Below are 25,329 nucleotides of genomic sequence, written 5' to 3' on the forward strand. Positions count from 1 at the left end.
ATCAGGCTCCTTGAGCATTGGGCGAAGTCTCTGCGGCCGAGCTCGGGAGATCGGTGGCCGACCTCCCGGGAGGCACATCAGCGGCGGAGTCCCCGCCCTTGCTGCCGCGTATGGCACTACGCAGCAGCTCGTGCCAACGCGGACGTTTGCGTGGTGGAACGTGATCCACGCCACCGGGTGACCACGGATTGCATCTCAGGATGCGCCAGGCCGTCAGCGCAGTTCCCTTGATCGCTCCGTGCCGGTCGATCGCCGTATATCCATAGTGGGAACACGACGGGTAGTAACGGCAGACAGGCCCGAGAAGTGGGCTGATCGTCCACTGGTACAGCTTGATGAGAGCCAGCAGCGGGTACTTCATCGCACGCCCCCTCCCAGGAGCCGTTGCAACGCGGCATCCAGGTCTCGGGCCAGCTGTTCATGGTCGGCGTCACCCGAACCGGGCAACGCGCGTACGACAACCAGGCTACCGGGGGGCAGCAGGGCAAGCCGTTCTCGGACCAGATGGCGAAGCTTTCGCTTCACCGCTGTGCGGACGACCGCGCCACCCACTGCTTTGCTGACAACGAAACCCGCACGCGGCGGGGGAGCAGTCTCCCCCGGCACGTGCGGGTCCGTTGAACCGCTGCGTAGATGGACGACGAGTAGAGGGCGACCGGCCCTGCGTCCTCGCCGTACCGCGGTCGCGAAGTCCTCGCGCCGCCTCAGCCGATTCTCGGTAGGCAGCACGTCATGACGACCTGTACGCGATCAGGCGGACAGGCTGGCGCGGCCCTTGCCACGGCGGGACGCGAGAATCGCGCGGCCGGCACGGGTCCGCATACGCAGTCGGAAGCCGTGGGTCTTCGCGCGACGACGGTTGTTCGGCTGGAAGGTGCGCTTGCTCACTCGGGGGCTCCAGTAATGATCGTGTATTGGCGGGACATCGCCTGGCTGTCACCGTGCGCCCACGAGAGACTCGCGTAAACGCCCTAGTTGCACCGCTTCACAATCACAGATCGTGATCTTTGCCCATCGGAGGCAGGCGGCAGCAGCCATCGACAACTCGACCTGGTCACGGTACGCGCGGCTACGCCATCCGGTCAAACCGACCCTGTCGGGCCCCCCATTGTGCACAGCCTGTGGACAACGACTTGAACCGCACGGGTCGGCCCGCCTACCGTGGCTGAACCCCGGTTCTTTTTCTTCCCGCCTGCCGGTCCTCACCCATCCCGACCCATACGTCCCGAGAACCACACATTCGTGGGACCAGCGAGAGAGCGTGCCTTGTGGCTGACGTACCTGCCGATCTTGCCGCAGTGTGGCCACGAGTGCTGGAGCAACTCCTCGGGGAGGGCCAGCAGGGCATCGAGCCGAAGGACAAGCAGTGGATCGAGCGATGCCAGCCGCTCGCCCTGGTTGCCGACACCGCCCTGCTCGCCGTCCCCAATGAATGGGGCAAGCGCGTCCTGGAGGGCCGGCTCGCCCCGCTCATCAGCGAGACGCTGAGCCGCGAGTGCGGCAGGCCGATCCGGATCGCGATCACGGTCGACGACTCCGCGGGCGAGCCGCCGAACCCACCGGCGCCCCCGATGCACCAGTCCCAGCAGCCGCAGCAGCACCGCTACCAGGGACCTCAGCACGACGAGCGGCAGCACAACGACAGCTACGACGGCTACGGCCACCGCCCCACGGACGACGGCATGCCGACGGCCCGGCCCGCGTACCCCGACTACCAGCAGCAGCGCCCCGAACCCGGCGCCTGGCCGCGCACTCAGGAGGACCTCTCCTGGCAGCAGCCCCGGCTCGGCGGGTTCCAGGACCGCGACCCGTCCGCCGAGCAGTGGCGCGAGCCGTACGGGGGCGGCCGCTCCCAGCAGCACGACTACCGTCCGCAGCCGCCCGAGCGCCAGGGGTACGAGCCCCAGCGTCCCGAGCGTCACGACATGCAGGAGCCCCAGCGCCGCCAGGGCGGCGGCACGGGGCGGCCCGGCGGCGGCGCCGGGCCGATGAGCGCACAGCCCGCGCCGGCGGCGGGCCCCGGCGAACCGCACGCCCGGCTGAACCCGAAGTACCTCTTCGACACCTTCGTCATCGGGGCGTCGAACCGGTTCGCGCACGCCGCGGCCGTCGCCGTCGCCGAAGCGCCCGCGAAGGCGTACAACCCGCTCTTCATCTACGGGGAGTCGGGGCTCGGCAAGACCCACCTGCTGCATGCCATCGGGCACTACGCCCGCAGCCTCTATCCCGGCACCCGGGTGCGGTACGTGAGCTCGGAGGAGTTCACCAACGAGTTCATCAACTCGATCCGCGACGGCAAGGGCGACACCTTCCGCAAGCGGTACCGCGATGTCGACATCCTGCTGGTCGACGACATCCAGTTCCTGGCGAGCAAGGAGTCGACGCAGGAGGAGTTCTTCCACACCTTCAACACGCTCCACAACGCGAACAAGCAGATCGTGCTGTCCTCGGACCGGCCGCCCAAGCAGCTGGTGACCCTGGAGGACCGGCTGCGGAATCGTTTCGAGTGGGGTCTGACCACTGATGTGCAGCCTCCGGAGCTGGAGACGCGCATCGCGATCCTGCGGAAAAAGGCAGTACAGGAGCAGCTCAACGCCCCGCCGGAGGTGCTGGAGTTCATCGCCTCCCGTATCTCCCGCAACATCCGTGAGCTGGAGGGCGCTCTCATCCGGGTCACGGCCTTCGCCAGCCTGAACCGTCAGCCGGTGGACCTCGGGCTGACCGAGATCGTGCTGAAGGACCTCATCCCGGGTGGCGAGGACTCGGCTCCGGAGATCACGGCGACGGCCATCATGGCGGCGACCGCCGACTACTTCGGTCTGACGGTGGAGGACCTCTGCGGATCCTCCCGCAGCCGGGTGCTCGTGACGGCACGCCAGATCGCCATGTATCTGTGCCGTGAACTGACCGACCTGTCCCTGCCCAAGATCGGTGCGCAGTTCGGCGGCCGGGACCATACGACGGTGATGCACGCCGATCGCAAGATCCGCGCGCTGATGGCTGAGCGACGCTCCATCTACAACCAGGTCACCGAACTCACCAACCGCATCAAGAACGGCTGACGGGCCACCACCTCGTCACCGGCACGCGCCGGAGCACACCGGAAGGGCGCTCCGCGGACTCGCCAGGAGTCCGCGGAGCGCCCTTCTTCGTCGGTCGACGTCTGTTGCGGCACCTGTCGCGCTTCGCTGGAACAGGCCCTCCGGGGACCCCGCGTCGTCCCCTTCTGTGGTCTGTGAGCGCTTCGCGAGGGGTGGGGAGCGGGTCGCGCAGCACTGTCGGCCGCGCGCGCTGTTCGAATACCCGCTGCGGAAGGGCAGTTCTCCACAGATCTGGGGAGAATTCTCCCTCCACAGCCTGGGGATCCAAAAGTTGTCCATACTGCTTCCACAGGCGCGGCAGCCGATACCTCATCAGGCCAGCTCAGAGGCCTGGGGATTTGTGGTCAACAATGATCCACAGGCTGTGGACAAGTTTTTCGTCCACAGGGGGTCCGCGAGGTTGTCCACCGTCGGCCCACAGGTCCACGGCTGTTGTCCCCAGGAGAGGCGGGCTTCTCCACACCGCTGTCCACTGTTCGGCAACGTGACACCCGCATTCACCGCCCCGAGTGAAAGGCGTCACACCAAGTCGGTCGGTTGGGCTGTGGGGAACGTGGGTAAAGCTGGGGACAGCCCTGGGGAGAAACCCCCCTGCCCTGTGCATCGGGTGTGCACAACTTTCGGGTGTCCACAGAAACACCGGGTTGTCCACCGGTGCCACCCACAGGGTCGGTGGACAAAAAACTGGGCCTGACCTGCGAAAACGACGTTATCCACCGTTTCCACAGGCCCTACTACTACTGCCACCTATAGTTAGCCCGGAATCCGCTTCGAAGTGGGGCCTGTGCACAACTCGGCGCCGGAGCTCTCGGAGCCTCTTGTCGCGACTTGACCCCGAGCAGCACCGAGTGTCGGTGCCGTACGTCAGACTGGTCCCCGGCGTCCTCCCCCCGGCATCGGTGGAGCGACCCGACCAGACGACGAAGGCCAGCAGGGCGAGCGAGCAACAGCAGGAGGCGGTTCCGGTGAAGATCCGGGTGGAGCGCGATGTACTCGCGGAGGCTGTGGCCTGGGTGGCCCGTAGCCTCCCGGCCCGTCCGCCGGCGCCCGTTCTTGCGGGCCTTCTGCTGAAGGCTGAGGACGGAGCCCTCAGCTTCTCGAGCTTCGACTACGAGGTCTCGGCCCGGGTCTCGGTGGACGCCGAGATCGAGGAGGACGGCACGGTGCTCGTCTCCGGCCGGCTCCTCGCAGACATCTGCCGCGCCCTGCCCAACCGGCCGGTGGAGATTTCCACAGACGGTGTACGGGCGACGGTGGCCTGTGGCTCGTCGCGATTCACACTCCACACCCTTCCTGTGGAGGAGTACCCGGCACTGCCGCAGATGCCGACCGCGACCGGCACGGTGCCCGGTGAGGTCTTCGCCTCGGCGGCCGCCCAGGTCGCCATCGCCGCGGGCCGCGACGACACGCTGCCCGTGCTCACCGGTGTGCGCATCGAGATCGAGGGCGACACCGTCACCCTCGCCTCCACGGACCGCTACCGCTTCGCGGTCCGCGAGTTCCTCTGGAAGCCGGAGAACGCCGACGCCTCCGCCGTCGCGCTGGTGCCCGCCAAGACGCTGCTGGACACCGCCAAGGCGCTGACCAGCGGTGACACGGTGACGCTGGCGCTGTCGGGCTCCGGGGCCGGTGAGGGCCTCATCGGGTTCGAGGGCGCGGGGCGGCGTACGACCACCCGCCTGCTCGAAGGCGATCTGCCGAAGTACCGCACGCTCTTCCCGACCGAGTTCAACTCCGTCGCGGTCATCGAGACGGCCCCCTTCGTCGAGGCCGTCAAGCGCGTGGCTCTGGTGGCCGAGCGGAACACACCGGTGCGGCTCAGCTTCGAGCAGGGCGTCCTGATCCTGGAAGCGGGTTCCAGCGACGACGCACAGGCTGTGGAGCGCGTCGACTCCGTGCTGGAGGGCGACGACATCTCGATCGCCTTCAACCCGACCTTCCTGCTCGACGGCCTCAGCGCCATCGACTCGCCGGTCGCCCAGCTCTCCTTCACGACCTCCACCAAGCCCGCCCTGCTCAGCGGCCGGCCGGCCGTGGACGCCGAGGCGGACGACGCGTACAAGTACCTGATCATGCCGGTCCGCCTCTCCGGCTGATCCGGTCACCGGTCCTGCCGACGCCCGCGAGATCGCGGCAGGACCCGACGGGCATGTTCAGCGCCGAGCATGCCCGGCGTCCTGTCCCCTGCCGGGCGTAGGCTCGGACCCTGGGTACGAATCGGCACAACGCTTAAGGAATCTCTGATGGAGCTCGGTCTCGTCGGCCTCGGCAAGATGGGCGGCAACATGCGCGAGCGCATCCGCCGCGCAGGTCACACCGTCATCGGTTACGACCGCAACCCGGACGTCGCCGATGTCCACAGCCTCGAAGAGCTTGTGGGCAAGCTGAAGGGCCCCCGCGTCGTGTGGGTCATGGTCCCGGCCGGTGCCGCGACGCAGTCCACCATCGACGAGCTGGCAGAGCTGCTCTCTCCGGGTGACATCGTCGTGGACGGCGGGAACTCCCGCTGGACGGACGACGAGAAGCACGCGGTCGAGCTGGGCATCAAGGGCATCGGCTTCGTCGACTGCGGCGTCTCCGGCGGCGTCTGGGGCCTGGAGAACGGCTACGCGCTGATGTACGGCGGCGACGTCGAGCACGTCGCGAAGGTCCAGCCGGTCTTCGATGCCCTGAAGCCCGAGGGCGAGTTCGGTTCCGTCCACGCGGGCAAGGTCGGCGCCGGCCACTTCGCGAAGATGGTTCACAACGGCATCGAGTACGCCATGATGCAGGCCTACGCCGAGGGCTGGGAGCTCCTGGAGAAGGTCGATTCCGTCACCGACGTGCGCGAGGTCTTCCGCTCCTGGCAGGAGGGCACGGTCATCCGTTCCTGGCTGCTCGACCTGGCGGTCAACGCCCTGGACGACGACGAGCACCTGGAGCAGCTCCGTGGCTTCGCCGCCGACTCCGGCGAGGGCCGCTGGACCGTGGAGGCGGCCATCGACAACGCCGTGCCGCTGCCCGCGATCACCGCGTCGCTCTTCGCTCGCTTCGGCTCGCGCCAGGACGACTCCCCGCAGATGAAGATGATCGCCGCGCTGCGCAACCAGTTCGGTGGCCACGCGGTCGAGAACAAGAAGTAACGGTCGCGAACGAGAAGTAGTCGCAACGAGGAGCGCGCCGGACCCGAAGGCCCGGCCCGCACCACGAAGCACGGAGCAGGAAGCCGGGAAGGTCGGCGCACACCATGCATGTCACGCATCTGTCGCTGGCCGACTTCCGCTCGTACGCCCGGGTCGAGGTGCCTCTCGACCCGGGCGTCACCGCGTTCGTGGGGGCCAATGGCCAGGGCAAGACCAATCTCGTCGAGGCCGTCGGCTACCTCGCGACGCTCGGCAGCCATCGCGTCTCGTCCGATGCCCCCCTGGTGCGCATGGGCGCTGACCGGGCGGTCATCAGGGCGGCCGTCACCCAGGGCGAGCGGTCGCAGCTGGTCGAGCTGGAGCTGAATCCGGGTAAGGCCAACCGCGCGCGGATCAATAGATCGTCGCAGGTCAGACCACGTGACGTGCTGGGAATAGTGCGCACGGTGCTGTTCGCGCCCGAGGACCTGGCACTGGTGAAGGGCGACCCCGGCGAGCGCCGGCGGTTCCTCGACGAGCTGGTCACGGCGCGTGCGCCGCGGATGGCAGGAGTGCGCTCGGACTACGAGCGGGTATTGAAACAGCGCAACACGCTGCTGAAGTCCGCGGCGATGGCGCGCAGGCACGGCGGACGGTCCATGGACCTGTCGACGCTCGACGTGTGGGACCAGCATCTGGGCCGGGTGGGCGCAGAGCTGCTCGCGCAGCGGCTGGACCTGATCGCGACACTCCAGCCCCTCGCCGACAAGGCGTACGCGGATGTGGCACCAGGTGGCGGTCCGGTGACGCTGGAGTACCGGAGTTCGGTGGGTGCGGACGTGGAGCCCGCGCGTACGCGTGAGGAGCTGTACGCGCAGCTGATCGCCGCTCTCGCCGAGGTGCGCAAGCAGGAGATCGAGCGGGGCGTGACGCTGGTCGGCCCGCACCGTGACGACCTGGTGCTCGGCCTGCGCGGAATGCCGGCCAAGGGCTACGCGAGCCATGGGGAGTCGTGGTCGTACGCGCTGGCCCTGCGGCTGGCCTCGTACGATCTGCTGCGGACCGAGGGCAACGAACCGGTGCTGGTGCTGGACGACGTCTTCGCCGAGCTGGACGCCCGTCGGCGTGAGCGGCTGGCCGAGCTGGTGGCCCCGGGTGAGCAGGTGCTGGTGACGGCGGCGGTGGACGACGACGTTCCCGGCGTCCTGGCAGGAACGCGGTACGCGGTGGCCGCCGGCGACGTGGAGCGGCTGTGAACAGCAACGGAGACGGCGCGGGACCGGCGAAGCCGTCCGGGGCGGCCGAGGACCCGGCGAAGAAGCCGGAGCTCTCGGGGGTCGACCTGGCGCGGGTGGCCCTGCACGCGGCGAAGGAGCAGGCGCGGGCGCGCGGTGCGGCCGCCCAGCAGAAGAAGCAGGCGAGAAGGGGCGGCGGGCTGCGCTCGGGCGCGCGTGCCGACGGCCGGGACCCGCTGCCGCTGGGGGCCGCTATCAACCGCCTGATCAGCGAGCGCGGCTGGGAGACGCCGGCCGCGGTGGGCGGCGTGATGGGCCGCTGGCCGCAGATCGTGGGCGACGATCTGGCCAATCACTGCGTGCCGTTGCGTTATGACGAAGATCCCGATGAGCGGGTGCTGACGGTGCAGTGCGACTCCACGGCGTGGGCGACGCAGCTGAGGCTGCTGGCACCGCAGCTCGTGGCCCGGCTGAACGCGGATCTGGGGCACGGCACTGTCCGGTTGATCAAGGTGCTGGGCCCGGGGGGTCCGCAGCGCAGATACGGCCCGCTGCGCGCCCCGGGAAGCACCGGCCCGGGCGACACCTACGGCTGACCAGCCCTGACCTGGACTTTCTCTCGTACCGCGCGTCGCTCTTGGTGCTGCGCGGGCAAGGACCGGGGCGGCGTATGCCCGGCTTGTCTTCGATGGCCCCCGTACCCCTCTTGTATGGGTCTGTGGTGATGGGAACCCTCCGGCCCGGAGCAGGCGTCCCTCACCGTAGCGGGAGGCTGACAGGCCGAAGCGCTCAATGCCCGTGTGAGCCTCTTGAGGCCCCTTCCCGGATATGGGGAGTCGTCAGGCGCTCATTCAGGGCGGCACATGCGGACTCAGGTACCGGCAAACCCCCATTCGGGTCGGCGCTACCGGTAGACTGATGGACAATCCCGCGTCCTTGCGGGATTCGTCGATACAAGCCGAACGACGCAGCCGCTCCCGCCTGTCCGGAGAACGGCCTGTGCTGTGCCAGAAAGGGCGCTTCGTGGCCGATTCCGGCAACCCCAACGAGAACATTCCGTCCACCCCCGGTGAGAGCAGCGTCGCTCCCGCCTCGGGCGAGGTGAAAGCCTCGTACGACGCCAGCGCGATCACCGTGCTCGAGGGTCTGGACGCGGTCCGCAAGCGACCTGGCATGTACATCGGCTCGACCGGTGAGCGCGGTCTCCACCACCTCGTGCAAGAGGTTGTCGACAACTCGGTCGACGAGGCCATGGCCGGGCACGCGGACGCCATCGACGTCACGATCCTCGCCGACGGCGGGGTGCGCGTCATCGACAACGGCCGTGGCATCCCGGTCGGCATCGTGCCGTCCGAAGGCAAGCCGGCCGTCGAGGTCGTGCTCACCGTCCTGCACGCGGGCGGAAAGTTCGGCGGCGGCGGTTACGCCGTCTCCGGTGGTCTGCACGGCGTCGGCGTGTCCGTCGTCAACGCCCTGTCCACGCGGGTGGCCGTCGAGGTCAGGACGGACGGCTACCGATGGACCCAGGACTACAAGTTCGGCGTCCCGACCGCCCCGCTGGCCCGTAACGAGGCCACCGAGGAGACGGGCACCTCCGTCACCTTCTGGGCCGACGGCGACATCTTCGAGACGACCGAGTACTCCTTCGAGACGCTCTCGCGCCGCTTCCAGGAGATGGCCTTCCTCAACAAGGGCCTCACCCTCAAGCTCACCGACGAGCGTGAGTCGGCCAAGGCGACGGTCGGCGCGGACAGCGCCGAGGCGGTCGAGGTTCCCGAGGAGGAGCCGGCCCGGACGGTCACGTACCACTACGAAAACGGCATCGTCGACTTCGTGAAGTACCTGAACTCCCGCAAGGGCGATGTCATCCACCAGTCGGTGATCGACATCGAGGCCGAGGACAAGGACCGTCTCCTCTCGGCCGAGATCGCCATGCAGTGGAACACGCAGTACAGCGAGGGTGTCTACTCCTTCGCCAACGCGATCCACACGCATGAGGGCGGTACGCACGAGGAGGGCTTCCGGGCCGCGCTGACCTCGCTGGTCAACCGGTACGCGCGAGACAAGAAGCTGCTGCGCGAGAAGGACGACAACCTCACTGGTGAGGACGTCCGCGAGGGTCTGACGGCGATCATCTCGGTGAAGCTCGGCGAGCCGCAGTTCGAGGGCCAGACGAAGACCAAGCTGGGCAACACGGAGGCCAAGACCTTCGTGCAGAAGGTCGTCCACGAGCAGCTGACGGACTGGTTCGACCGGAACCCGAACGAGGCAGCCGACATCATCCGCAAGGGCATCGCCGCCTCGACCGCCCGTGTGGCGGCCCGCAAGGCGCGTGACCTGACCCGCCGCAAGGGGCTCCTGGAGAGCGCCTCGCTGCCGGGCAAGCTGAGCGACTGCCAGTCCAACGACCCGACGAAGTGCGAGATCTTCATCGTCGAGGGTGACTCCGCCGGTGGTTCGGCGAAGTCGGGCCGTAACCCGATGTACCAGGCCATCCTGCCGATCCGCGGCAAGATCCTGAACGTCGAGAAGGCCCGCATCGACAAGATCCTGCAGAACACCGAGGTCCAGGCGCTGATCTCGGCCTTCGGCACCGGGGTCCACGAGGACTTCGACATCGAGAAGCTCCGCTATCACAAGATCATTCTGATGGCGGACGCCGACGTCGACGGTCAGCACATCAACACCCTGCTGCTGACGTTCCTCTTCCGCTTCATGCGACCGCTGGTCGAGGCCGGGCACGTCTACCTCTCGCGCCCGCCGCTCTACAAGATCAAGTGGGGCCGGGACGACTTCGAGTACGCGTACTCGGACCGCGAGCGGGACGCCCTCGTCGCCCTCGGCAAGCAGAACGGCAAGCGGATCAAGGAAGACTCGATCCAGCGCTTCAAGGGTCTCGGCGAGATGAACGCCGAGGAGCTGCGCGTCACCACGATGGACGTCGACCACCGTGTGCTCGGCCAGGTCACGCTCGACGACGCGGCGCAGGCCGACGACCTGTTCTCGGTGCTGATGGGTGAGGACGTCGAGGCACGGCGCTCGTTCATCCAGCGCAACGCCAAGGACGTCCGCTTCCTCGACATCTGAGTCGGCCGTACAGGGAGGGCCCGGGCCCTCCAAGCCGCAGCGCGAAAGGACTTTGACCAGCAATGGCCGACGAGAACACCCCTACCCCCGTGACGCCCGAAGAGGTCCCGCCCGTCGAGGGCGTGGGCATGCGTGTCGAGCCCGTCGGGCTCGAGACGGAGATGCAGCGCTCCTACCTCGACTACGCGATGTCCGTCATCGTGTCGCGTGCCCTGCCCGACGTGCGGGACGGCCTCAAGCCCGTTCACCGCCGCGTGCTGTACGCGATGTACGACGGCGGCTACCGGCCCGAGAAGGGCTTCTACAAGTGCGCCCGTGTCGTCGGTGACGTCATGGGTACGTACCACCCGCACGGCGACTCCTCGATCTACGACGCCCTGGTGCGCCTGGCGCAGCACTGGTCGATGCGCATGCCGCTGGTGGACTCCAACGGCAACTTCGGCTCTCCGGGCAACGACCCGGCCGCCGCCATGCGGTACACCGAGTGCAAGATGATGCCGCTGTCCATGGAGATGGTCCGGGACATCGACGAGGAGACCGTCGATTTCAAGGACAACTACGACGGCCGCAACCAGGAGCCGGTGGTTCTGCCGGCACGCTTCCCGAACCTGCTGATCAACGGTTCGGCGGGCATCGCGGTCGGTATGGCGACCAACATCCCGCCGCACAACCTCCGTGAGGTCGCGTCCGGCGCCCAGTGGTACCTGGAGCACCCGGAGGCCTCGCAGGAGGAGCTTCTGGACGCCCTGCTCGAGCGGATCAAGGGTCCGGACTTCCCGACGGGTGCGCTCGTCGTGGGGCGCAAGGGCATCGAGGAGGCGTACCGGACCGGCCGCGGCTCGATCACGATGCGGGCGGTCGTGGCGGTCGAGGAGATCCAGGGACGTCAGTGCCTGGTCGTCACGGAGCTTCCGTACCAGACCAACCCCGACAACCTCGCGCAGAAGATCGCCGACCTGGTGAAGGACGGCAAGGTCGGCGGCATCGCGGACGTCCGTGACGAGACCTCGTCGCGTACGGGCCAGCGCCTGGTCGTCGTGCTGAAGCGGGACGCGGTCGCCAAGGTCGTACTGAACAACCTGTACAAGCACACCGATCTGCAGACCAACTTCGGTGCCAACATGCTGGCGCTGGTGGACGGGGTGCCGCGCACCCTGTCGATCGACGCGTTCATCCGCCACTGGGTGACGCACCAGATCGAGGTCATCGTCCGGCGTACGAGGTTCCGGCTGCGCAAGGCCGAGGAGCGCGCGCACATCCTGCGTGGCCTGCTCAAGGCCCTGGACGCCATCGACGAGGTCATCGCCCTCATCCGGCGCAGCAACACCGTCGAGATCGCGCGCGAGGGCCTGATGGGCCTGCTGGAGATCGACGAGATCCAGGCGAACGCGATCCTGGAGATGCAGCTGCGCCGCCTGGCCGCGCTGGAGCACCAGAAGATCACCGCCGAGCACGACGAGCTCCAGGCGAAGATCAACGAGTACAACGCGATCCTCGCCTCGCCGGAGCGGCAGCGGCAGATCGTCAGCGAGGAGCTGGCGGCGATCGTGGACAAGTTCGGCGACGACCGGCGCTCCAAGCTCGTGCCCTTCGACGGCGACATGTCCATCGAGGACCTGATCGCCGAGGAGGACATCGTCGTCACGATCTCCCGCGGCGGCTACGTGAAGCGCACGAAGACGGACGACTACCGCTCGCAGAAGCGCGGCGGTAAGGGCGTGCGCGGCACGAAGCTCAAGTCGGACGACATCGTCGACCACTTCTTCGTGTCGACGACGCACCACTGGCTGCTGTTCTTCACCAACAAGGGCCGGGTCTACCGGGCGAAGGCCTACGAGCTCCCGGACGCCGGCCGCGACGCCCGTGGTCAGCACGTGGCGAACCTGCTGGCCTTCCAGCCGGACGAGCAGATCGCCCAGATCCTGGCGATCCGCGACTACGACGCCGCGCCGTATCTGATCCTGGCCACCAAGGGCGGCCTGGTGAAGAAGACCGCGCTGAAGGACTACGACTCGCCGCGCTCCGGTGGTGTCATCGCCATCAACCTGCGCGAGACGGCCGACGGATCGGACGACGAGCTGATCGGCGCGGAGCTGGTGTCGTCCGAGGACGACCTGCTGCTCATCAGCAGGAAGGCCCAGTCGATCAGGTTCACTGCGACGGACGAGGCGCTCCGCCCGATGGGCCGCGCCACTTCGGGTGTCAAGGGCATGAGTTTCCGCGAGGGAGACGAACTGCTCTCGATGAATGTCGTCAGGCCCGGTACTTTCGTGTTCACTGCCACTGACGGCGGGTACGCGAAGCGGACCCCTGTCGACGAGTACCGCGTCCAGGGTCGCGGTGGCCTGGGTATCAAGGCCGCCAAGATCGTGGAGGACCGGGGCTCACTGGTCGGTGCGCTGGTGGTCGAGGAGACGGACGAGATCCTCGCCATCACGCTCGGCGGTGGTGTGATTCGTACGCGAGTCAATGAAGTCAGGGAGACGGGCCGTGACACCATGGGCGTCCAACTGATCAATCTGGGCAAGCGAGATGCCGTCGTCGGTATCGCGCGCAACGCCGAGGCAGGTCGCGAGGCCGAAGAGGTCGACGGGACCGACGACGCCGAAGGCGAGACGACCGAGGCAGTGACAGCGGAGGCCACCACGGCCGACGCGGCTGTCGAGAGCACGGTCGACGGCACAGTCGAGGGCAACACGTCCTCGACCGGGGAGCACGAGGAGTAGAGCGTGAGTGGAGCCACGGGCGCCGGTTCGGCCGCTTCCGAAGCCGGCAAGAACGGCGCCCGTGGCCCTGCCACGGACTCCCAAGGGGGCACTGTGACGGATACCCGGGGCCCTCAGCCCCAGTACGAGGGTTACGCGACCGGGCCGCTGCCCGGTGAGCGGGAACCCGCACCGGGCCAGGCGGGCCCGTACCACCCGCCGCAGGCCTACCCCTCGCCCCCGGGCGGGACACAGGGTGGGCGGCCCCACGGGGGGCGGCAGGGCGCCGTGCCGGGTGCAGGGACGGCGCAGGCGACCCGCAGACCGCGGACGGGTGCGCGAACGACTCCGCGCACCCGTAAGGCGCGTCTGCGCGTGGCCAAGGCCGATCCGTGGTCGGTGATGAAGGTCAGCTTCCTGCTGTCCATCGCGCTCGGCATCTGCACGGTCGTCGCGTCGGCGGTGCTGTGGATGGTCATGGACGCGATGGGCGTCTTCGAGACCGTCGGCGGCACCATCAGCGAGGCGACCGGTTCCAACGAGGGCAACGGCTTCGACCTGCAGTCGTTCCTGTCGCTGCCGCGGGTGCTGATCTTCACCTCGGTCATCGCGGTGATCGACGTGGTGCTGGCGACCGCGCTGGCGACGCTGGGTGCCTTCATCTACAACCTGTCGGCCGGCTTCGTGGGCGGTGTCGAGCTCACGCTGGCCGAGGACGAGTAGCGACGCAGGTATCGATTTTGGGACTGGCCCCGACGTGCGCTAATCTTCTTCACGTCAGCGCGACACAAAAGCGCGGCGGGGCTATAGCTCAGTTGGTTAGAGCGCATCCCTGATAAGGATGAGGCCACAGGTTCAAATCCTGTTAGCCCCACAACACGAAGGCCCTCACCACTGCGGTGAGGGCCTTCGTCGTGTGCGGCGGTACGTGTTCGGGGCGCTGCCCGGAAGCCGATGTGTCCTGCGAGGGTGCTGGTCGCGGCCGTGGGGGACGGGGCGCCCCCCTGTGCATGGACTGCCGGGCGGGGTGCCGGCCGTCGTCGCGTGCGGTCCGGCCGGGCGGGGCGACGGCTCGGGTTCGCGCTGTACGTCCTGGCAGGCACTGTCGTCCGGTGTGGGGTGCCTGTGGCGACGGTGGAGCGGCACCCCGGGTGGTGCGGGACCGTGCGTGCGCGTCAGGGCGCGGCGCCCCGCCGGTGTGCGGGCATGAAGAAGGCCCCTGCCGGGGATTCCGGTCCAGGGGCCTCGCGGGGTCATGCGCTGTGCGCTCAGGGTGGCAGGGGGGCGCCGTCCCGGGCCTGTGCGTTGCCGAGGGCGGTGCGGGTCCCGTGTGCGGCGCGGGCGGTGTCAACGGTGTCGGGGGCGAGCTGCCGGGTGGCGGGAGAGGAACCGTGTGCCTCGGCGCGGATGCGCTGCTTCATGGTGGGCGGCAGCGCCCGGTCACGCGGAAGGGTCCATCGCACCGACGGGGCGGTCGGAGTTGCAGCGGTCGTGACCCTGTGCTCGTGGGTCGTGGCCGTCGGCTCCGTGACCGTGGATTCCGTGGCCGCCGCGGCGGAGCTCGCGAGGCCCAGCGAGGCGAGGAGTGCGAAGAAGGCGGTGATGAAGGCGGTCCAGATGCTCTTGGCCTTGAAGGTGCTCATGGCCCCTCACTTTCAGGTGGTCCGGTTTGCTTACCTTTCCGATGATGTGGATCCGGCCCGCGATTTCGTGGAGCGACGCCACCGATATGCCGTTCTTCAGATGAACACCACTCGTATGGTGCAACCGGTCCTGAGATGCGGCGTCCCGGCCGGATTCGAAGGGTGTCCCGGAGGCTGTCGGGGAGCGGGGGAAGCCGATGCACAATCTTCCGACGATCGCTCTTCCACAGGCGCCAGTTGGGTTGCGGGGAGGTCACCGGTCGATATCGGCCGATGTGTATAGTCGGGCAGCAGAACTCCCCAATGCCAAGGAAAGACGAGGTCGCGCGGTGAAGAAGCTTCTCCTGGTCGCACTGGCTGCCATCGGCGGGCTCCTCGTGTACCGCCAGATCCAGGCGGATCGCGCCGAGCAGGATCTGTGGACGGAGGCGACTGACTCCGTGCCCGCAGGTTCGGGTGTGTGAGGCAGAACAAGCCTGTCGCGGGCCCCGGTCGCAGATGCGGCCGGGGCTTCGTGCTGTTGCGGGACCGTGACGCCTGTGCTCTTGAGTTCACCTAAGCAAATCAATAGGTTGCTTGAGCAAAGAAGCCGGGCTATCGGTCGAGGGGGCACACGTGAGGGCACGCAACCACCGCCGCACCGCACAGGTGGGGACAATGATCGGCGGGGTGCTGTTCGCCCTGGTGACCGGCGCACTGCCGGCCCTGGCGGGGCCGCCGGCCGCCGTGGACGTACCTGACGCGGTCCGGTCCGGAGGAAACGACAGCCTGGTCATGGTGCTCGACTCGTCCGGCTCCATGGGAGACGACGACGGCACGGGGCGTACCCGGATGGAGAGCGCTCGCGAGGCCGTCGGCACGGTCGTGGACGGCCTCCCCGACGGCTATCCCACCGGTCTGCGCGTGTACGGCGCCGACCGTCCGCAGGGCTGCACGGACACCCGCCTCGTGCGCCCGGTGCACAAGCTCGACCGAGCGGCGATGAAGCAGGCCGTCGCGGCCGTACGTCCGCGGGGGGACACCCCCATCGGCCTGTCCCTCAGGAAGGCGGCACAGGACCTGCCGCGACCCGTGGGTGGTGCCATCGGTACGCGCACGATCCTGCTGATCTCCGACGGTGAGGACAACTGCGGTACGCCGCAGCCCTGTGAGGTCGCCGCGCAACTCGGCAAGGAGGGGGTCGGGCTGCGGATCGACACCGTCGGCTTCCAGGTGAAGGGCGCGGCCCGCAAACAGCTGGAGTGCATCGCGGACGCGGGCAACGGCCGCTACTACGACGCACCGGACGCCGAGGCCCTGGCCCGTCAGCTCCAGCGTGCTGCCCAGCTCTCCGCCGACGGCTACCGCCTCCGGGGCGAGCGCGTGACGGGAGCGGCCACCGCCGACCGGGCGCCCGTACTCGTGCCCGGTCAGTATCTGGACACCATCGGGCCGGGCGAGAAGCGCTACTACGCGGTCGACCTGGACGCGGTCTCCACGGTGGACCTCGCGGCGACGGCGGTGCCGCAACCCGGGGCGGCCGTGGACACGTTCGACGCACTGAGCACCCGGCTCGAGTACGACGCGTACGGCTCCTGCGGGACGCACACCGCGCGCTTCCTGCAGAAGGAGGGGGCGGTCCCGCTGACTTCGGCGGTGGCCCGGATCCGCTCGAAGGAGGGCACCCGCACCTGCGACCGGGCGGGCCGGTACCGGCTGGTGGTGGAGCGGGAGAGCAAGAAGGGCTCCGACGCGGCGCGTTGGCCCCTGGAGCTGGTGTACGGGGTCGAGGCCCCGCTGGCGACGGGCGTGACGCCCGCCCAGTCGCAGACGGAGTACGGCCCGGGCGGCAAGGAGGCCGCACTGCCCGCGGGTGATCCCCGTGAGGTGCACGGCGGCACCGGGTTCAACGACGCCGAGACGATCGGGCAGGGCGTGTGGCGCGACCGGATCCTTCCGTCCCAGACGCTCTGGTACAGAGTTCCGGCGGGCTGGGGCCAGCAGGTGCGCTACGACGTGGAGTTCGCCAACGAGCCCACGGTGGACCGCACCACCGTCACGTACTCCTACGGAGCGACCCAGCTCTACACGCCGGCGCGCTACCCGCTCACGGGGGGCGGTGAGTTCCAGCAGAGCAGGATGTACAGCGGACGTCCGTCGGCGGTGGCGATGGGCGGGGTTCCGGTCGCCTGGACCAATCGCTACGAGAACCGGACCGATGTCCAGCCGGTGCACGCCGGGGGTGCCTTCTACATCTCGGTGACGCTGGGCGCGCAGGCCGCGGAGATCGCGGAGAATCCGCAGATCGGTCTGGTGCTGCGGGTGTCGGTGCTCGGCGACGAGCGGGCCGGTCCGGAGCACGGCGCCCCCGCGGCGGCGAAGAAGTCCTCCGGGGGAGCCGCACAGGATGCGGACAAGAAGGGCGATTCGATCGCGTCCGCAGACAGCGGTGGTGCGGGAGGGGCAGGATGGACCGGCATCGCGGCTGCTGCCGGGGCGGCCGTCATGGCCGTGCTGGTCGCCGTGTTCGTATATGTACGCAGCCGCCGCGGGGCAGCCGCGCGGACGACGAGGGGAAGCTCGTGATGAGGCAGCGCAGCAGGGGCCGGGGGGCGCTGGCCGCGGTCGCGGCGATGTGCGCGGTGGCGGCGCTGCCGGGACAGGCGTACGCGTCCGGCGACGTCGCTCCGTACACCTTCGACCCGGAGGCGAAGGCGGTGAGCGGCGCGGAGGTGAACACCGACGCGACGGAGCTCACGGCCGGATCGGTGTACAGGAGCACGATCAAGGTCGGTCAGAAGCTGTACTACCGCCTGAACCTGGACGCGACGACGAACGCGTACGTCTCGGCCGTCGCCGTGCCCAAGGGCGGCGGCAAGGTCGCCTACGGGGACGGCATCACGGTCAGCATCAGGGACAGTTCGGACCTGCAGTGCAGCTCCGAGGACGCCAATTTCGAGTCCGCGGAGTACCCGCGTCCGATCGCCGCCTACGCCTACCGGGTCGTCAAGAAGGACAGCAGCAGCTGCCAGGGCCCCGGTACGTACAACGTCCTGGTCGAGCGGGAGAGCAAGGAGACCTCGGGGCCGGAGGACTGGGAGCTGGAACTGCGCTACGACTCCGAGCCGCAGCTCGCCGATGACGCCGCGATGCCGACCGAGGCCCCGGAGGACTGGCCGTCCGCCTCGCCCGCCCCGCCCACACCGGCCACCGACAACCGCAGGCACGGCGGCGCCGGTTACTACGACGCCACGAGCCTGGAGACGGGCGAGTGGAAGGACAGCATCACGCCGGGGCAGACCCTCTTCTACCGCGTCCCGGTGGACTGGGGGCAGCAGATCTTCGCCACGGCCGGCCTCGGCAACAGCACCGCTTCCGACGAGTACATCGGCAGCGCCCTCGCGATGTCCCTGGACAACCCGGCCCACGGCCATGTCGACGACGCGACGTCCATGTCGTACTCGGGCAAGCCGACCTCCTTCTCCCTGGACCCGGTGCCGCCGGTCGCGTACCGGAACAGGTTCGACCCCAGCAGCAGCGTCAGCGCCATGCGCTTCGCGGGCTGGTACTACCTGTCCGTCACGCTGAGCCCGGAACTCGCCAAGGCCTACGGCGACAAGCCGTTGCCGCTGACGCTGTCCGTCAAGGTCGACGGCAAGGCCGGGAAGACGCCGTACGCGGGCGACGCCGGGATCTTCGCGGTCACGGAGGACGACAAGGACCTGGCCCGGAGCGGCCAGAGCGGCCCGCAGGCGGCCGAGAGCAAGAGCGACACCATGAAGCTGGTCGGAGCGGCCGGGATCGGCGCGGGCTCCGTGCTGGTCGTGGCGCTCGGCGTGTGGACGCTGCTCGCGCGGCGTCGTGCGACCGTCGCCGGCGGACAGCCCCCGTTCTCCGGGCCACCGCCCCGGACCTGGTAGCCGGGAAGCGGGCCCCGGCCGGGGCCCGCTTCCCGCTCAGGCCTGGGTCAGCGCCCAGATGCCCACGGCGAAGCAGATCAGCGCCACCAGCAGGACCGGGACCGCCACCTTCGGGGGCGGTCCCGGACGCGTCTGCGGCGCCTGCGCGGCGGGGGAAGGGACCGGCGAGGGCGTGGGGGCGGCCTGCGGGTGCTGGGCGGTGTAGGCGCGGGTGGGCGGCTGTTGGTGCTGCACCGCGGCGGTGGGGGCGTGCGAGGGATTCTGTACGGCGGCGGGGAAAGGCGCCGTCGTGTGCGTGGCCGGGTGTGGAGTGACGGGTTGCGCTGCCGAGGGGAAGGGGGCAGGCGCGGGGGCGGCACGCTGCGGGGGCGGCGGGAGGTGGAAGCTGCCCGTCTCGGACATGGCGGCCGGGGGCTGTGCGTACGACTGCGGGCCGGGGGCCTGCTGCCCCGCCACCTGCTGTCCCGGGGGCTGCTGTCCTGAGGTCTGCTGTCCTGAGGTCTGGGGTGCCTGGGGCTGCGGGGGCTGCGCGGGGCCCGCGGGGCCGAATCCGGCGGGCAGCGGGCCGATCTGGTCGAAGACCTCCACCGGCTCCTCGTCGGTCCCGGGCTCGGGCAGCATCTCCACGGCGGCCGTCAGGGCCTTGCGCGCACCCGTGGCGGTACGGAAGCGGGCCTGCGGGTCGGGCTGCAGGAGCCCCGCGAGGACCTGCCAGAGCGGCTCGGGGATGCCCTCCGGGGCACTGGGGGTCCCGTACGAGGCGAAGTGCTCCACGAGCGCCTGGGAGTCGGGCTTCTTGCCCTGCAGCAGATACAGGGCGACGAGGCCGACCGCGAAGAGGTCAGCGGGGAAGTCCGGCTCCGCGCCCATCATCTGCTCGGGTGCGAAGTAGCCCGGGGTCCCCACCACGTAGTTCGTCTCGGTGAGCCGGGGCTCGCCCTTGCGCATGGAGATGCCGAAGTCGGACAGCCGCAGATGCGGCCGGCCGGTACCGGTGGCCTCCATCAGGATGTTGGCGGGCTTGATGTCCCGGTGCACTACCCCCTCGGCGTGCACCGTGGACAAGCCGGAGAGCAGCTGGTCGAGCAGTGTGCAGACGAACCTCGGGGGCAACGGGCCGTAGTCACCGATGACATGGGCCAGCGAACCGCCGCTGACCAGGTCCATGGTGAACAGGACCTTGTCGTCGTCCGCCGCCCAGCTCGCCGGGGCGAGCACGTGCGGATGCTCGATCCGCAGCGCCTGTTCCCGCACGAAGCGCAGCAGCGTGTGCGCGTCGCTCTGCTGGAGGACCTTGGCCGCCACATAACGGCGGCGGCGGTGGTCCCAGGCACGCCAGACAGCACCGACCCCACCACGTCCGATCGGATCGATCAGTTCGTACCGACCAGCGAAGACCTCACCCATTGCGCTGCGCCCGCTCCCCGTTCCTGTCTCGGTCCGCGCACCCTTGTGCCTGCGCCCGGACCCGGATGCTCCGGTTGCCGGGCGGGTGCCCGGTCTGTCTCGCCTAGTTCTGGTGCCCCTCGTAGTGCGCCACCGCGTCCGCGGTGCGCCCAGCGCCGTACACCCTGAGGAACTCTGCCAGTTCCGGGTGGGTCGGGGCGAGGGAGTCGGCGGCATCGATGATGTCACCGGCGGCCGCGACGGACCGGAGCAGTGACTGGATCTCGCGGACCACGCGGCGCACCGTGGGGGCGCCACCGTGCGTCGTGGTCTGGCCGGTGCCGGTGAGCACGGAGCCTCCCTGGGACTTCTTGATCTCTTCCATGCGGTCGGTCGCCTCTCCCGCACTGACGCTGCCGTCCGCCACCTGGCTCGCCAGCTCCTGGAGCGCCTGGACACGCTGGACGACCGCGGGGTTGCCGATCTTCGCCCGCTGGCCGCTCATGAGCTGGGAGAGCATGGGTGCGGACAGCCCGAGCACCGCGGCGAGCCGGGCCTGATTCAGGCCGAGATCATCTATCAGCCGACGGAAGAGCGCGCCCAGGGGCTCCCCGTACCAGCTGCGCTGAAGATCCCTGGCTCTGGCCGTTGCCTCTTGCTGCGCTGCATCCATGGCGTCTCCCCTTCGCTGCGGCTTCGCTGCTGCGAACCTCGACGAGCATCTTACGGAGAGTGGTCGCCGACCGGGAGCCCCATCTTTTTGGAGGATTCGGGGGGTCACCCGGTACTCTGGTCTGCGGCGGTGGCTCACGACGCCCGACGTCGGGTGCTGCCTGCTTTTCGGGGCCTTAGCTCAGTTGGTAGAGCGCTGCCTTTGCAAGGCAGATGTCAGGAGTTCGAATCTCCTAGGCTCCACGCAAAAAGACCCCCTGGCCTGTGTGTTCACAGGTCAGGGGGTCTTTTGTGTTCTCTTTCGTTCCCTGGTCAGGGGCGGTCCTCAGGGTCCTGTCCGTCCGGGGCGTCCAGTCCCTCCGCCTCCGCGTCGGACTGCTTGGCCTGGACCTCGGGGTCCAGGAGCGTCCGGTCGCTGCCGTCGACAGAGGCCAACGGGTCGCGGTCGTCGACCTCGGTGGGGGCAGGGGGCTCGACCAGCCAGTCGGGGTTGGCCTGCTTGTCCCACCACCGCCAAGCGGCGTAGGCGGCGCCCGCCAGGAGGCCGGCCACGGCCAGGCCCTTGAACGCACGGCCGCACTTGGCCCGCCGTTCGTGCTTCCGGGTCAGCTTCCTGATCTCCTTCGGCGTGACCTGCCCGCGCAGTGCGGCCAGTGCGGCAGCGCTGCGGGCCGTTGCCTCCTCGGCCATGGGCTGCGCGGTGGCGATGGCGTGTTCGACGCGGGGGACGGTGTAGTCCGCGGCGCTCCGGGCGGCCTGGCGAGTACGCAGCGCGGCGCGCTGAGCAGCCTCGTCGACCTTGGGGGGCACGTGTGCGAGGGCGAGTTCGAGACGTGGTGCGAGGTGTGCGTCGTACTGGACACGGGCCTGTTGGGCTGCCTTCGACACCTTCGGCGCGAGCAGTGTGCGGGCCTCGTGCGCATAGTGAGCGGCCTGTTCCTTGGCCGAGTCGGCGTAGGGCGCCACCACTACCGCGGCGTGCTGCACGCTGTCCCTCGCCGAGTCGGTTGCGGCGCGCACGCTGTCGATGCGGGTCACGGGATCCTCCTCCTTGGTGGCGGGTAGATACTCCGCCTTTCCACCCAGTTCGAGATCATGCCTGCAGGGGACCTGTGCGGCACGCGGGGCGGGCATCCGGGTCATTCAGGCCATCAAGGATGCCTCGGGGCAAGCGGGTGCAAGGGGAGCCTGCCGACGACAATGCCACGGTTCGGGGCGCCACGCGCCGTTCGTCACGCACTTGGCCGCATGTGTTCCCGGGCCGCCCCGGACGGTCGGCAGGGAAGCCGCAGGCGGGCGGCCCGAGGAGGGGGCGCAAAGGTGCAACTGGCGGTGTGCCGCAGTCGGGCCGGGCGCCGGGTGGGGTCGTCCGTGCGAGGATCGGTGGACGTCAGCGCAGACTTACGGAAGGCAGATCGTGGCCGAGCAGCTTTACGCCACCTTGAAGACCAATCAGGGCGACATCGAGATCCGGCTTCTGCCGAACCACGCGCCCAAGACGGTCAAGAACTTCGTCGAGCTCGCCACCGGTGAGCGCGAGTGGACGCACCCCGCGACCGGGGCCAAGTCCACGGACAGGCTCTACGACGGCACCGTCTTCCACCGGGTCATCAGCGGCTTCATGATCCAGGGCGGCGATCCGCTGGGCAACGGCACCGGTGGTCCCGGGTACGAGTTCGGTGACGAGTTCCACCCCGACCTCGCCTTCACCAAGCCGTACCTGCTGGCCATGGCCAACGCGGGCCCGGGCACCAATGGCTCGCAGTTCTTCGTGACGGTGTCGCCGACCGCCTGGCTGACCGGCAAGCACACCATCTTCGGTGAGGTGGTGGACCCGGCGAGCCAGAAGGTGGTGGACGCCATCGCGGCCACCCCGACCAACGGCCGCACCGACCGCCCGGTGCAGGACGTGGTCATCGACTCGGTCGTCATCGAGAAGCGCTGATCGCCCGGCGTCACCGCCCGGTCACTCTCCGGTTCTCCCGTCGGGAACCAACCGCCCTGCCCGTCCGTACTTGATAAGAGAGCGGACGCGCAGGGCGGAGCCGTGGGCACTGACGCCACGACCAGGACCGAGGGGACCGGGAATGATGGGACCGATGGACCAGCAGCCGCCGGGCGGCCAGGACCCGACCCCGCCCGTCGACGGTCCGGTCAGCTGTTACCGCCACCCGGGCCGTGAGACGGCGATCCGCTGCACCCGCTGCAACCGCCCGATCTGCCCCGACTGCATGGTCAGCGCCTCGGTCGGTTTCCAGTGCCCGGACTGCGTGCGCCAGGGGTCCGGTACGGGACACAGCCCGGCCGCCCGTCAGCCGCGTACGCTCGCCGGCGGCAGGATCGCGGCCGATCCCCGGCTGGTCACCAAGATCCTGCTGGGGATCAACCTCGCCCTGTTCGTCGCGGTGCTGGCGGACAAGGCGCTGCTCGACGAGCTGGTGTTGCTGGGGCGGGCCAATTTCTACTACGGCGGTCCGCCCGAGGGTGTCGCCGAGGGGCAGTGGTACCGGCTGGTGACGTCGATGTTCCTGCACCAGGAGGTGTGGCACATCGCCTTCAACATGATGGGGCTGTGGTGGCTCGGCGGCCCGCTGGAGGCCGTGCTCGGCCGCGCCCGCTATCTCGCGCTCTATCTGCTCTCCGGGCTGGCGGGCGGGGCCCTCACCTACTGGCTGGCCGCGCCCAACCAGCCTTCGCTGGGCGCCTCGGGAGCGATCTTCGGCCTGTTGGGCGCCACCGTGGTGCTGATGCGCCGGCTGAACTACGACATGCGCCCCGTCTTCATGATCCTGGCGATCAACCTGGTCATCACCTTCAACCCCTGGGGCGGAATCGCCTGGCAGGCACATGTCGGAGGGCTCATCGCCGGCGCGCTGATCGCGATCGCCATGGTGCACGCTCCGCGCGAGCGGCGGAATCTCGTGCAGTACGGCACCTGTGCCGCGCTCCTGGTCGTGGTGATCCTGATCGTGGCCGCCAGAACGGCCTCGTTGACCTGAGGGGCGGGCGCCACGTAGCCGAAGGTCCGATATGGACCGTATGTGATCGAAGTTGTCCACAGCATGCATGTCGTGTTGTGCATCACGGTGGAGAAAACTGCGCCCCTTGTCCCTGAGCTGGGTTTTTCCAGCTAGGACAAGGGGCGTGCCGCCCGCATCGAGGGGCGGCTGCGGTCGTACCGGCGTCAACGTCCGAGGAGTTATCCACAGATCGTCCGACCTTTTCCCCCGCCTGTGGATAACGCTGTGGGTAACTCAGGGCAAGGGTTGCGGGGCAGGTGCCCGCTGTGGTCCTACGCGGTCGTCCGAGTTACTCCGAAGCTACTTCCACTGGGTCGAGACGCCGAAGCCACCGGCAATGAAGCCGAAGCCGACGACGATGTTCCAGTTCCCCAGCGACTTGATCGGCAGGTCGCCGTCGGTCACATAGAAAACGACGATCCAGGCCAGACCGATCAGGAACAGCGCCAGCATCACCGGCGCCACCCAACTGCGGTTGGTCAGCTTTATGTTGGTTGCCTGCTTCGCCGGAGGGGGCGTGAAGTCGGCCTTCTTGCGGATACGTGACTTCGGCACGAGGAACTCTCCTGTCGATGCGCTGCGTGACCGCGCAGGGAACTGTGGCTGGCGCCGGGGCTGGGCGCGAGGGGGAATGCTGCCTCCCCCGGGCGTCCGTTAGCGTAGTGCTTCCGTGGCGCCGAAGGAGATAAGGGTACGTTGAGCAATTCTGCCGACTCTCCCCCAGGGCCGGTCCGGCGCTCGTTCCGGCATCCGGCCAAAGTGCTCACGGCTGCCGTTTTCGCCCTGGCCGGCCTCATCTTCGTCACCAGCGCCAATACCGCCAAGGGCACCAATATCCGTACGGACTCCTCGCTGCTGAAACTCTCCGACCTCATTCAGCAACGCAGTGACAAGAACGCCCTTCTGGACGAGTCCGCCGCTTCCGTGCGCGGGGAGATCGACACCCTCGCCCAGCGCGACGACGGCAGCACCAAGGCGGAGGACGCCAAGCTCAAGGCACTGGAACGTGCCGCCGGCACGGCGAAGCTCTCGGGCCGGGCCGTATCCGTCACGCTCGACGACGCCCCGCCGAACGCCACCGCGAGTCCCGGCTACCCCGATCCGCAACCCAATGACCTGGTCATTCACCAGCAGGACCTGCAAGCAGTGGTGAACGCCCTGTGGCAGGGCGGTGCCCGCGGCATCAAGGTCATGGACCAGCGGCTGATCTCCACCAGCGCGGTGCGCTGCGTCGGCAACACCCTGATCCTCCAGGGCCGGGTCTACTCGCCGCCGTACAAGATCACCGCCGTCGGCGATCCCGGAAGGCTGGAGCAGGCGCTCGACGCCTCCCCGGCGATCCAGAACTACCTGCTGTACGTGAAGGCGTACGGGCTCGGCTGGAAAGTCGACGAGCACGGGGCGGTGACTCTCCCCGGCTACTCGGGCACAGTGGATCTCCACTATGCGGAGCCGGTGAAGTAGCGAGCAGCTGCGGGGA

The 25,329-nt window shown here is 68.8% G+C and carries 22 protein-coding genes and 2 tRNA genes; 16 read left to right on the top strand and 8 right to left on the bottom strand.

From position 1 onward, the window contains the following. Nucleotide 1: 1 nt before the first annotated feature. From yidD to rpmH, 3 genes are read right to left on the bottom strand one after another with little or no spacing between them, the layout of a single operon-like run. Nucleotides 2–361 (bottom strand): membrane protein insertion efficiency factor YidD, encoded by a 360-nt coding sequence (gene yidD, locus OG538_RS18020; RefSeq protein ID WP_399303755.1) that lies wholly within the window; start codon nt 359–361, stop codon nt 2–4. Then, the gene (gene rnpA, locus OG538_RS18025) at nt 358–729 is read right to left on the bottom strand and encodes a ribonuclease P protein component (RefSeq protein ID WP_406094786.1); all 372 of its coding nucleotides are present in this window, start codon (nt 727–729) and stop codon (nt 358–360) included. The genes yidD and rnpA overlap by 4 nt, the downstream gene beginning before the upstream one ends. Before the next feature lie 21 nt (nt 730–750). Further along, on the bottom strand, nt 751–888 hold the full coding sequence (rpmH, locus tag OG538_RS18030; RefSeq protein WP_010985740.1) for a 50S ribosomal protein L34: 138 nt from the start codon (nt 886–888) through the stop codon (nt 751–753). A gap of 380 nt (nt 889–1,268) precedes the next feature. On the opposite strand from rpmH, the gene dnaA reads away from it, so the two are divergent. The 9 genes from dnaA (at nt 1,269) to OG538_RS18075 (ending at nt 14,103) form a co-directional block, all read left to right on the top strand. Next, nucleotides 1,269–3,062: a chromosomal replication initiator protein DnaA gene (dnaA, locus tag OG538_RS18035; RefSeq protein WP_406094789.1), complete on the top strand. Its 1,794-nt coding sequence runs from the start codon at nt 1,269–1,271 to the stop codon at nt 3,060–3,062. A 1,004-nt stretch (nt 3,063–4,066) separates the two neighbouring features. Next, complete coding sequence (dnaN, locus tag OG538_RS18040; protein ID WP_148022051.1) at nt 4,067–5,197, top strand: DNA polymerase III subunit beta; 1,131 nt, start codon at nt 4,067–4,069, stop codon at nt 5,195–5,197. Between the two features lie 147 nt (nt 5,198–5,344). Continuing rightward, nucleotides 5,345–6,223, top strand: coding sequence for a phosphogluconate dehydrogenase (NAD(+)-dependent, decarboxylating) (gene gnd, locus OG538_RS18045; RefSeq protein ID WP_406094791.1), 879 nt, complete (start codon nt 5,345–5,347; stop codon nt 6,221–6,223). A gap of 104 nt (nt 6,224–6,327) precedes the next feature. Then, on the top strand, nt 6,328–7,458 hold the full coding sequence (gene recF / locus OG538_RS18050) for a DNA replication/repair protein RecF (RefSeq protein WP_406094793.1): 1,131 nt from the start codon (nt 6,328–6,330) through the stop codon (nt 7,456–7,458). Further along, complete coding sequence (locus tag OG538_RS18055) at nt 7,455–8,033, top strand: DUF721 domain-containing protein (protein ID WP_406094795.1); 579 nt, start codon at nt 7,455–7,457, stop codon at nt 8,031–8,033. Before recF ends, OG538_RS18055 begins: the two co-directional genes overlap by 4 nt. 403 nt (nt 8,034–8,436) lie before the next feature. Then, the gene (gene gyrB, locus OG538_RS18060) at nt 8,437–10,524 is read left to right on the top strand and encodes a DNA topoisomerase (ATP-hydrolyzing) subunit B (protein ID WP_406094797.1); all 2,088 of its coding nucleotides are present in this window, start codon (nt 8,437–8,439) and stop codon (nt 10,522–10,524) included. A 62-nt stretch (nt 10,525–10,586) separates the two neighbouring features. Beyond that, on the top strand, nt 10,587–13,250 hold the full coding sequence (gene gyrA, locus OG538_RS18065) for a DNA gyrase subunit A (RefSeq protein WP_406094799.1): 2,664 nt from the start codon (nt 10,587–10,589) through the stop codon (nt 13,248–13,250). 93 nt (nt 13,251–13,343) lie between these two features. After that, nucleotides 13,344–13,952 (top strand): DUF3566 domain-containing protein, encoded by a 609-nt coding sequence (locus OG538_RS18070; RefSeq protein ID WP_406094801.1) that lies wholly within the window; start codon nt 13,344–13,346, stop codon nt 13,950–13,952. A gap of 77 nt (nt 13,953–14,029) precedes the next feature. Next, nucleotides 14,030–14,103: transfer RNA gene (locus tag OG538_RS18075), tRNA-Ile, on the top strand. A gap of 394 nt (nt 14,104–14,497) precedes the next feature. Here the strand turns inward: OG538_RS18075 and OG538_RS18080 are convergent. After that, nucleotides 14,498–14,872: a DUF6344 domain-containing protein gene (locus OG538_RS18080; protein ID WP_406094803.1), complete on the bottom strand. Its 375-nt coding sequence runs from the start codon at nt 14,870–14,872 to the stop codon at nt 14,498–14,500. A 329-nt stretch (nt 14,873–15,201) separates the two neighbouring features. Here OG538_RS18080 and OG538_RS18085 point away from each other — a divergent pair, with 329 nt between their 5' ends. The 3 genes from OG538_RS18085 (at nt 15,202) to OG538_RS18095 (ending at nt 18,771) form a co-directional block, all read left to right on the top strand. Then, on the top strand, nt 15,202–15,336 hold the full coding sequence (locus OG538_RS18085; RefSeq protein WP_003958712.1) for a DLW-39 family protein: 135 nt from the start codon (nt 15,202–15,204) through the stop codon (nt 15,334–15,336). 193 nt (nt 15,337–15,529) lie between these two features. Then, on the top strand, nt 15,530–17,437 hold the full coding sequence (locus OG538_RS18090) for a vWA domain-containing protein (protein WP_406100195.1): 1,908 nt from the start codon (nt 15,530–15,532) through the stop codon (nt 17,435–17,437). Then, the gene (locus tag OG538_RS18095; RefSeq protein WP_406094805.1) at nt 17,437–18,771 is read left to right on the top strand and encodes a hypothetical protein; all 1,335 of its coding nucleotides are present in this window, start codon (nt 17,437–17,439) and stop codon (nt 18,769–18,771) included. Before OG538_RS18090 ends, OG538_RS18095 begins: the two co-directional genes overlap by 1 nt. Before the next feature lie 36 nt (nt 18,772–18,807). Here OG538_RS18095 and OG538_RS18100 read toward each other — a convergent pair whose 3' ends face one another. Both OG538_RS18100 and OG538_RS18105 read right to left on the bottom strand, forming a co-directional pair. Further along, a complete protein-coding gene (locus OG538_RS18100; protein ID WP_406094807.1) occupies nt 18,808–20,178 on the bottom strand; it encodes a protein kinase domain-containing protein in 1,371 nt (456 codons plus the stop codon). Nucleotides 20,179–20,281: 103 nt separating this feature from the next. Continuing rightward, the gene (locus OG538_RS18105) at nt 20,282–20,830 is read right to left on the bottom strand and encodes a helix-turn-helix domain-containing protein (RefSeq protein ID WP_406094809.1); all 549 of its coding nucleotides are present in this window, start codon (nt 20,828–20,830) and stop codon (nt 20,282–20,284) included. Between the two features lie 169 nt (nt 20,831–20,999). Here OG538_RS18105 and OG538_RS18110 point away from each other — a divergent pair. Beyond that, a tRNA-Ala gene (locus OG538_RS18110) sits at nt 21,000–21,072 on the top strand. 69 nt (nt 21,073–21,141) lie between these two features. Here OG538_RS18110 and OG538_RS18115 read toward each other — a convergent pair. Next, complete coding sequence (locus OG538_RS18115; RefSeq protein WP_406094811.1) at nt 21,142–21,867, bottom strand: DUF5324 family protein; 726 nt, start codon at nt 21,865–21,867, stop codon at nt 21,142–21,144. A gap of 379 nt (nt 21,868–22,246) precedes the next feature. Here OG538_RS18115 and OG538_RS18120 point away from each other — a divergent pair, with 379 nt between their 5' ends. Continuing rightward, complete coding sequence (locus tag OG538_RS18120) at nt 22,247–22,774, top strand: peptidylprolyl isomerase (protein ID WP_406094813.1); 528 nt, start codon at nt 22,247–22,249, stop codon at nt 22,772–22,774. Between the two features lie 154 nt (nt 22,775–22,928). Next, entirely contained in the window at nt 22,929–23,828 is a 900-nt protein-coding gene (locus tag OG538_RS18125; RefSeq protein ID WP_406094815.1) for a rhomboid family intramembrane serine protease, read from the top strand. A 321-nt stretch (nt 23,829–24,149) separates the two neighbouring features. Here OG538_RS18125 and crgA read toward each other — a convergent pair whose 3' ends face one another. Next, complete coding sequence (crgA, locus tag OG538_RS18130) at nt 24,150–24,404, bottom strand: cell division protein CrgA (protein ID WP_018522107.1); 255 nt, start codon at nt 24,402–24,404, stop codon at nt 24,150–24,152. A 141-nt stretch (nt 24,405–24,545) separates the two neighbouring features. Here crgA and OG538_RS18135 point away from each other — a divergent pair, with 141 nt between their 5' ends. Next, nucleotides 24,546–25,313: a DUF881 domain-containing protein gene (locus OG538_RS18135; RefSeq protein ID WP_406094817.1), complete on the top strand. Its 768-nt coding sequence runs from the start codon at nt 24,546–24,548 to the stop codon at nt 25,311–25,313. Nucleotides 25,314–25,329: the final 16 nt, after the last annotated feature.

The organism is Streptomyces sp. NBC_01013 (assembly GCF_045162765.1).
GTDB lineage: Bacteria > Actinomycetota > Actinomycetes > Streptomycetales > Streptomycetaceae > Streptomyces.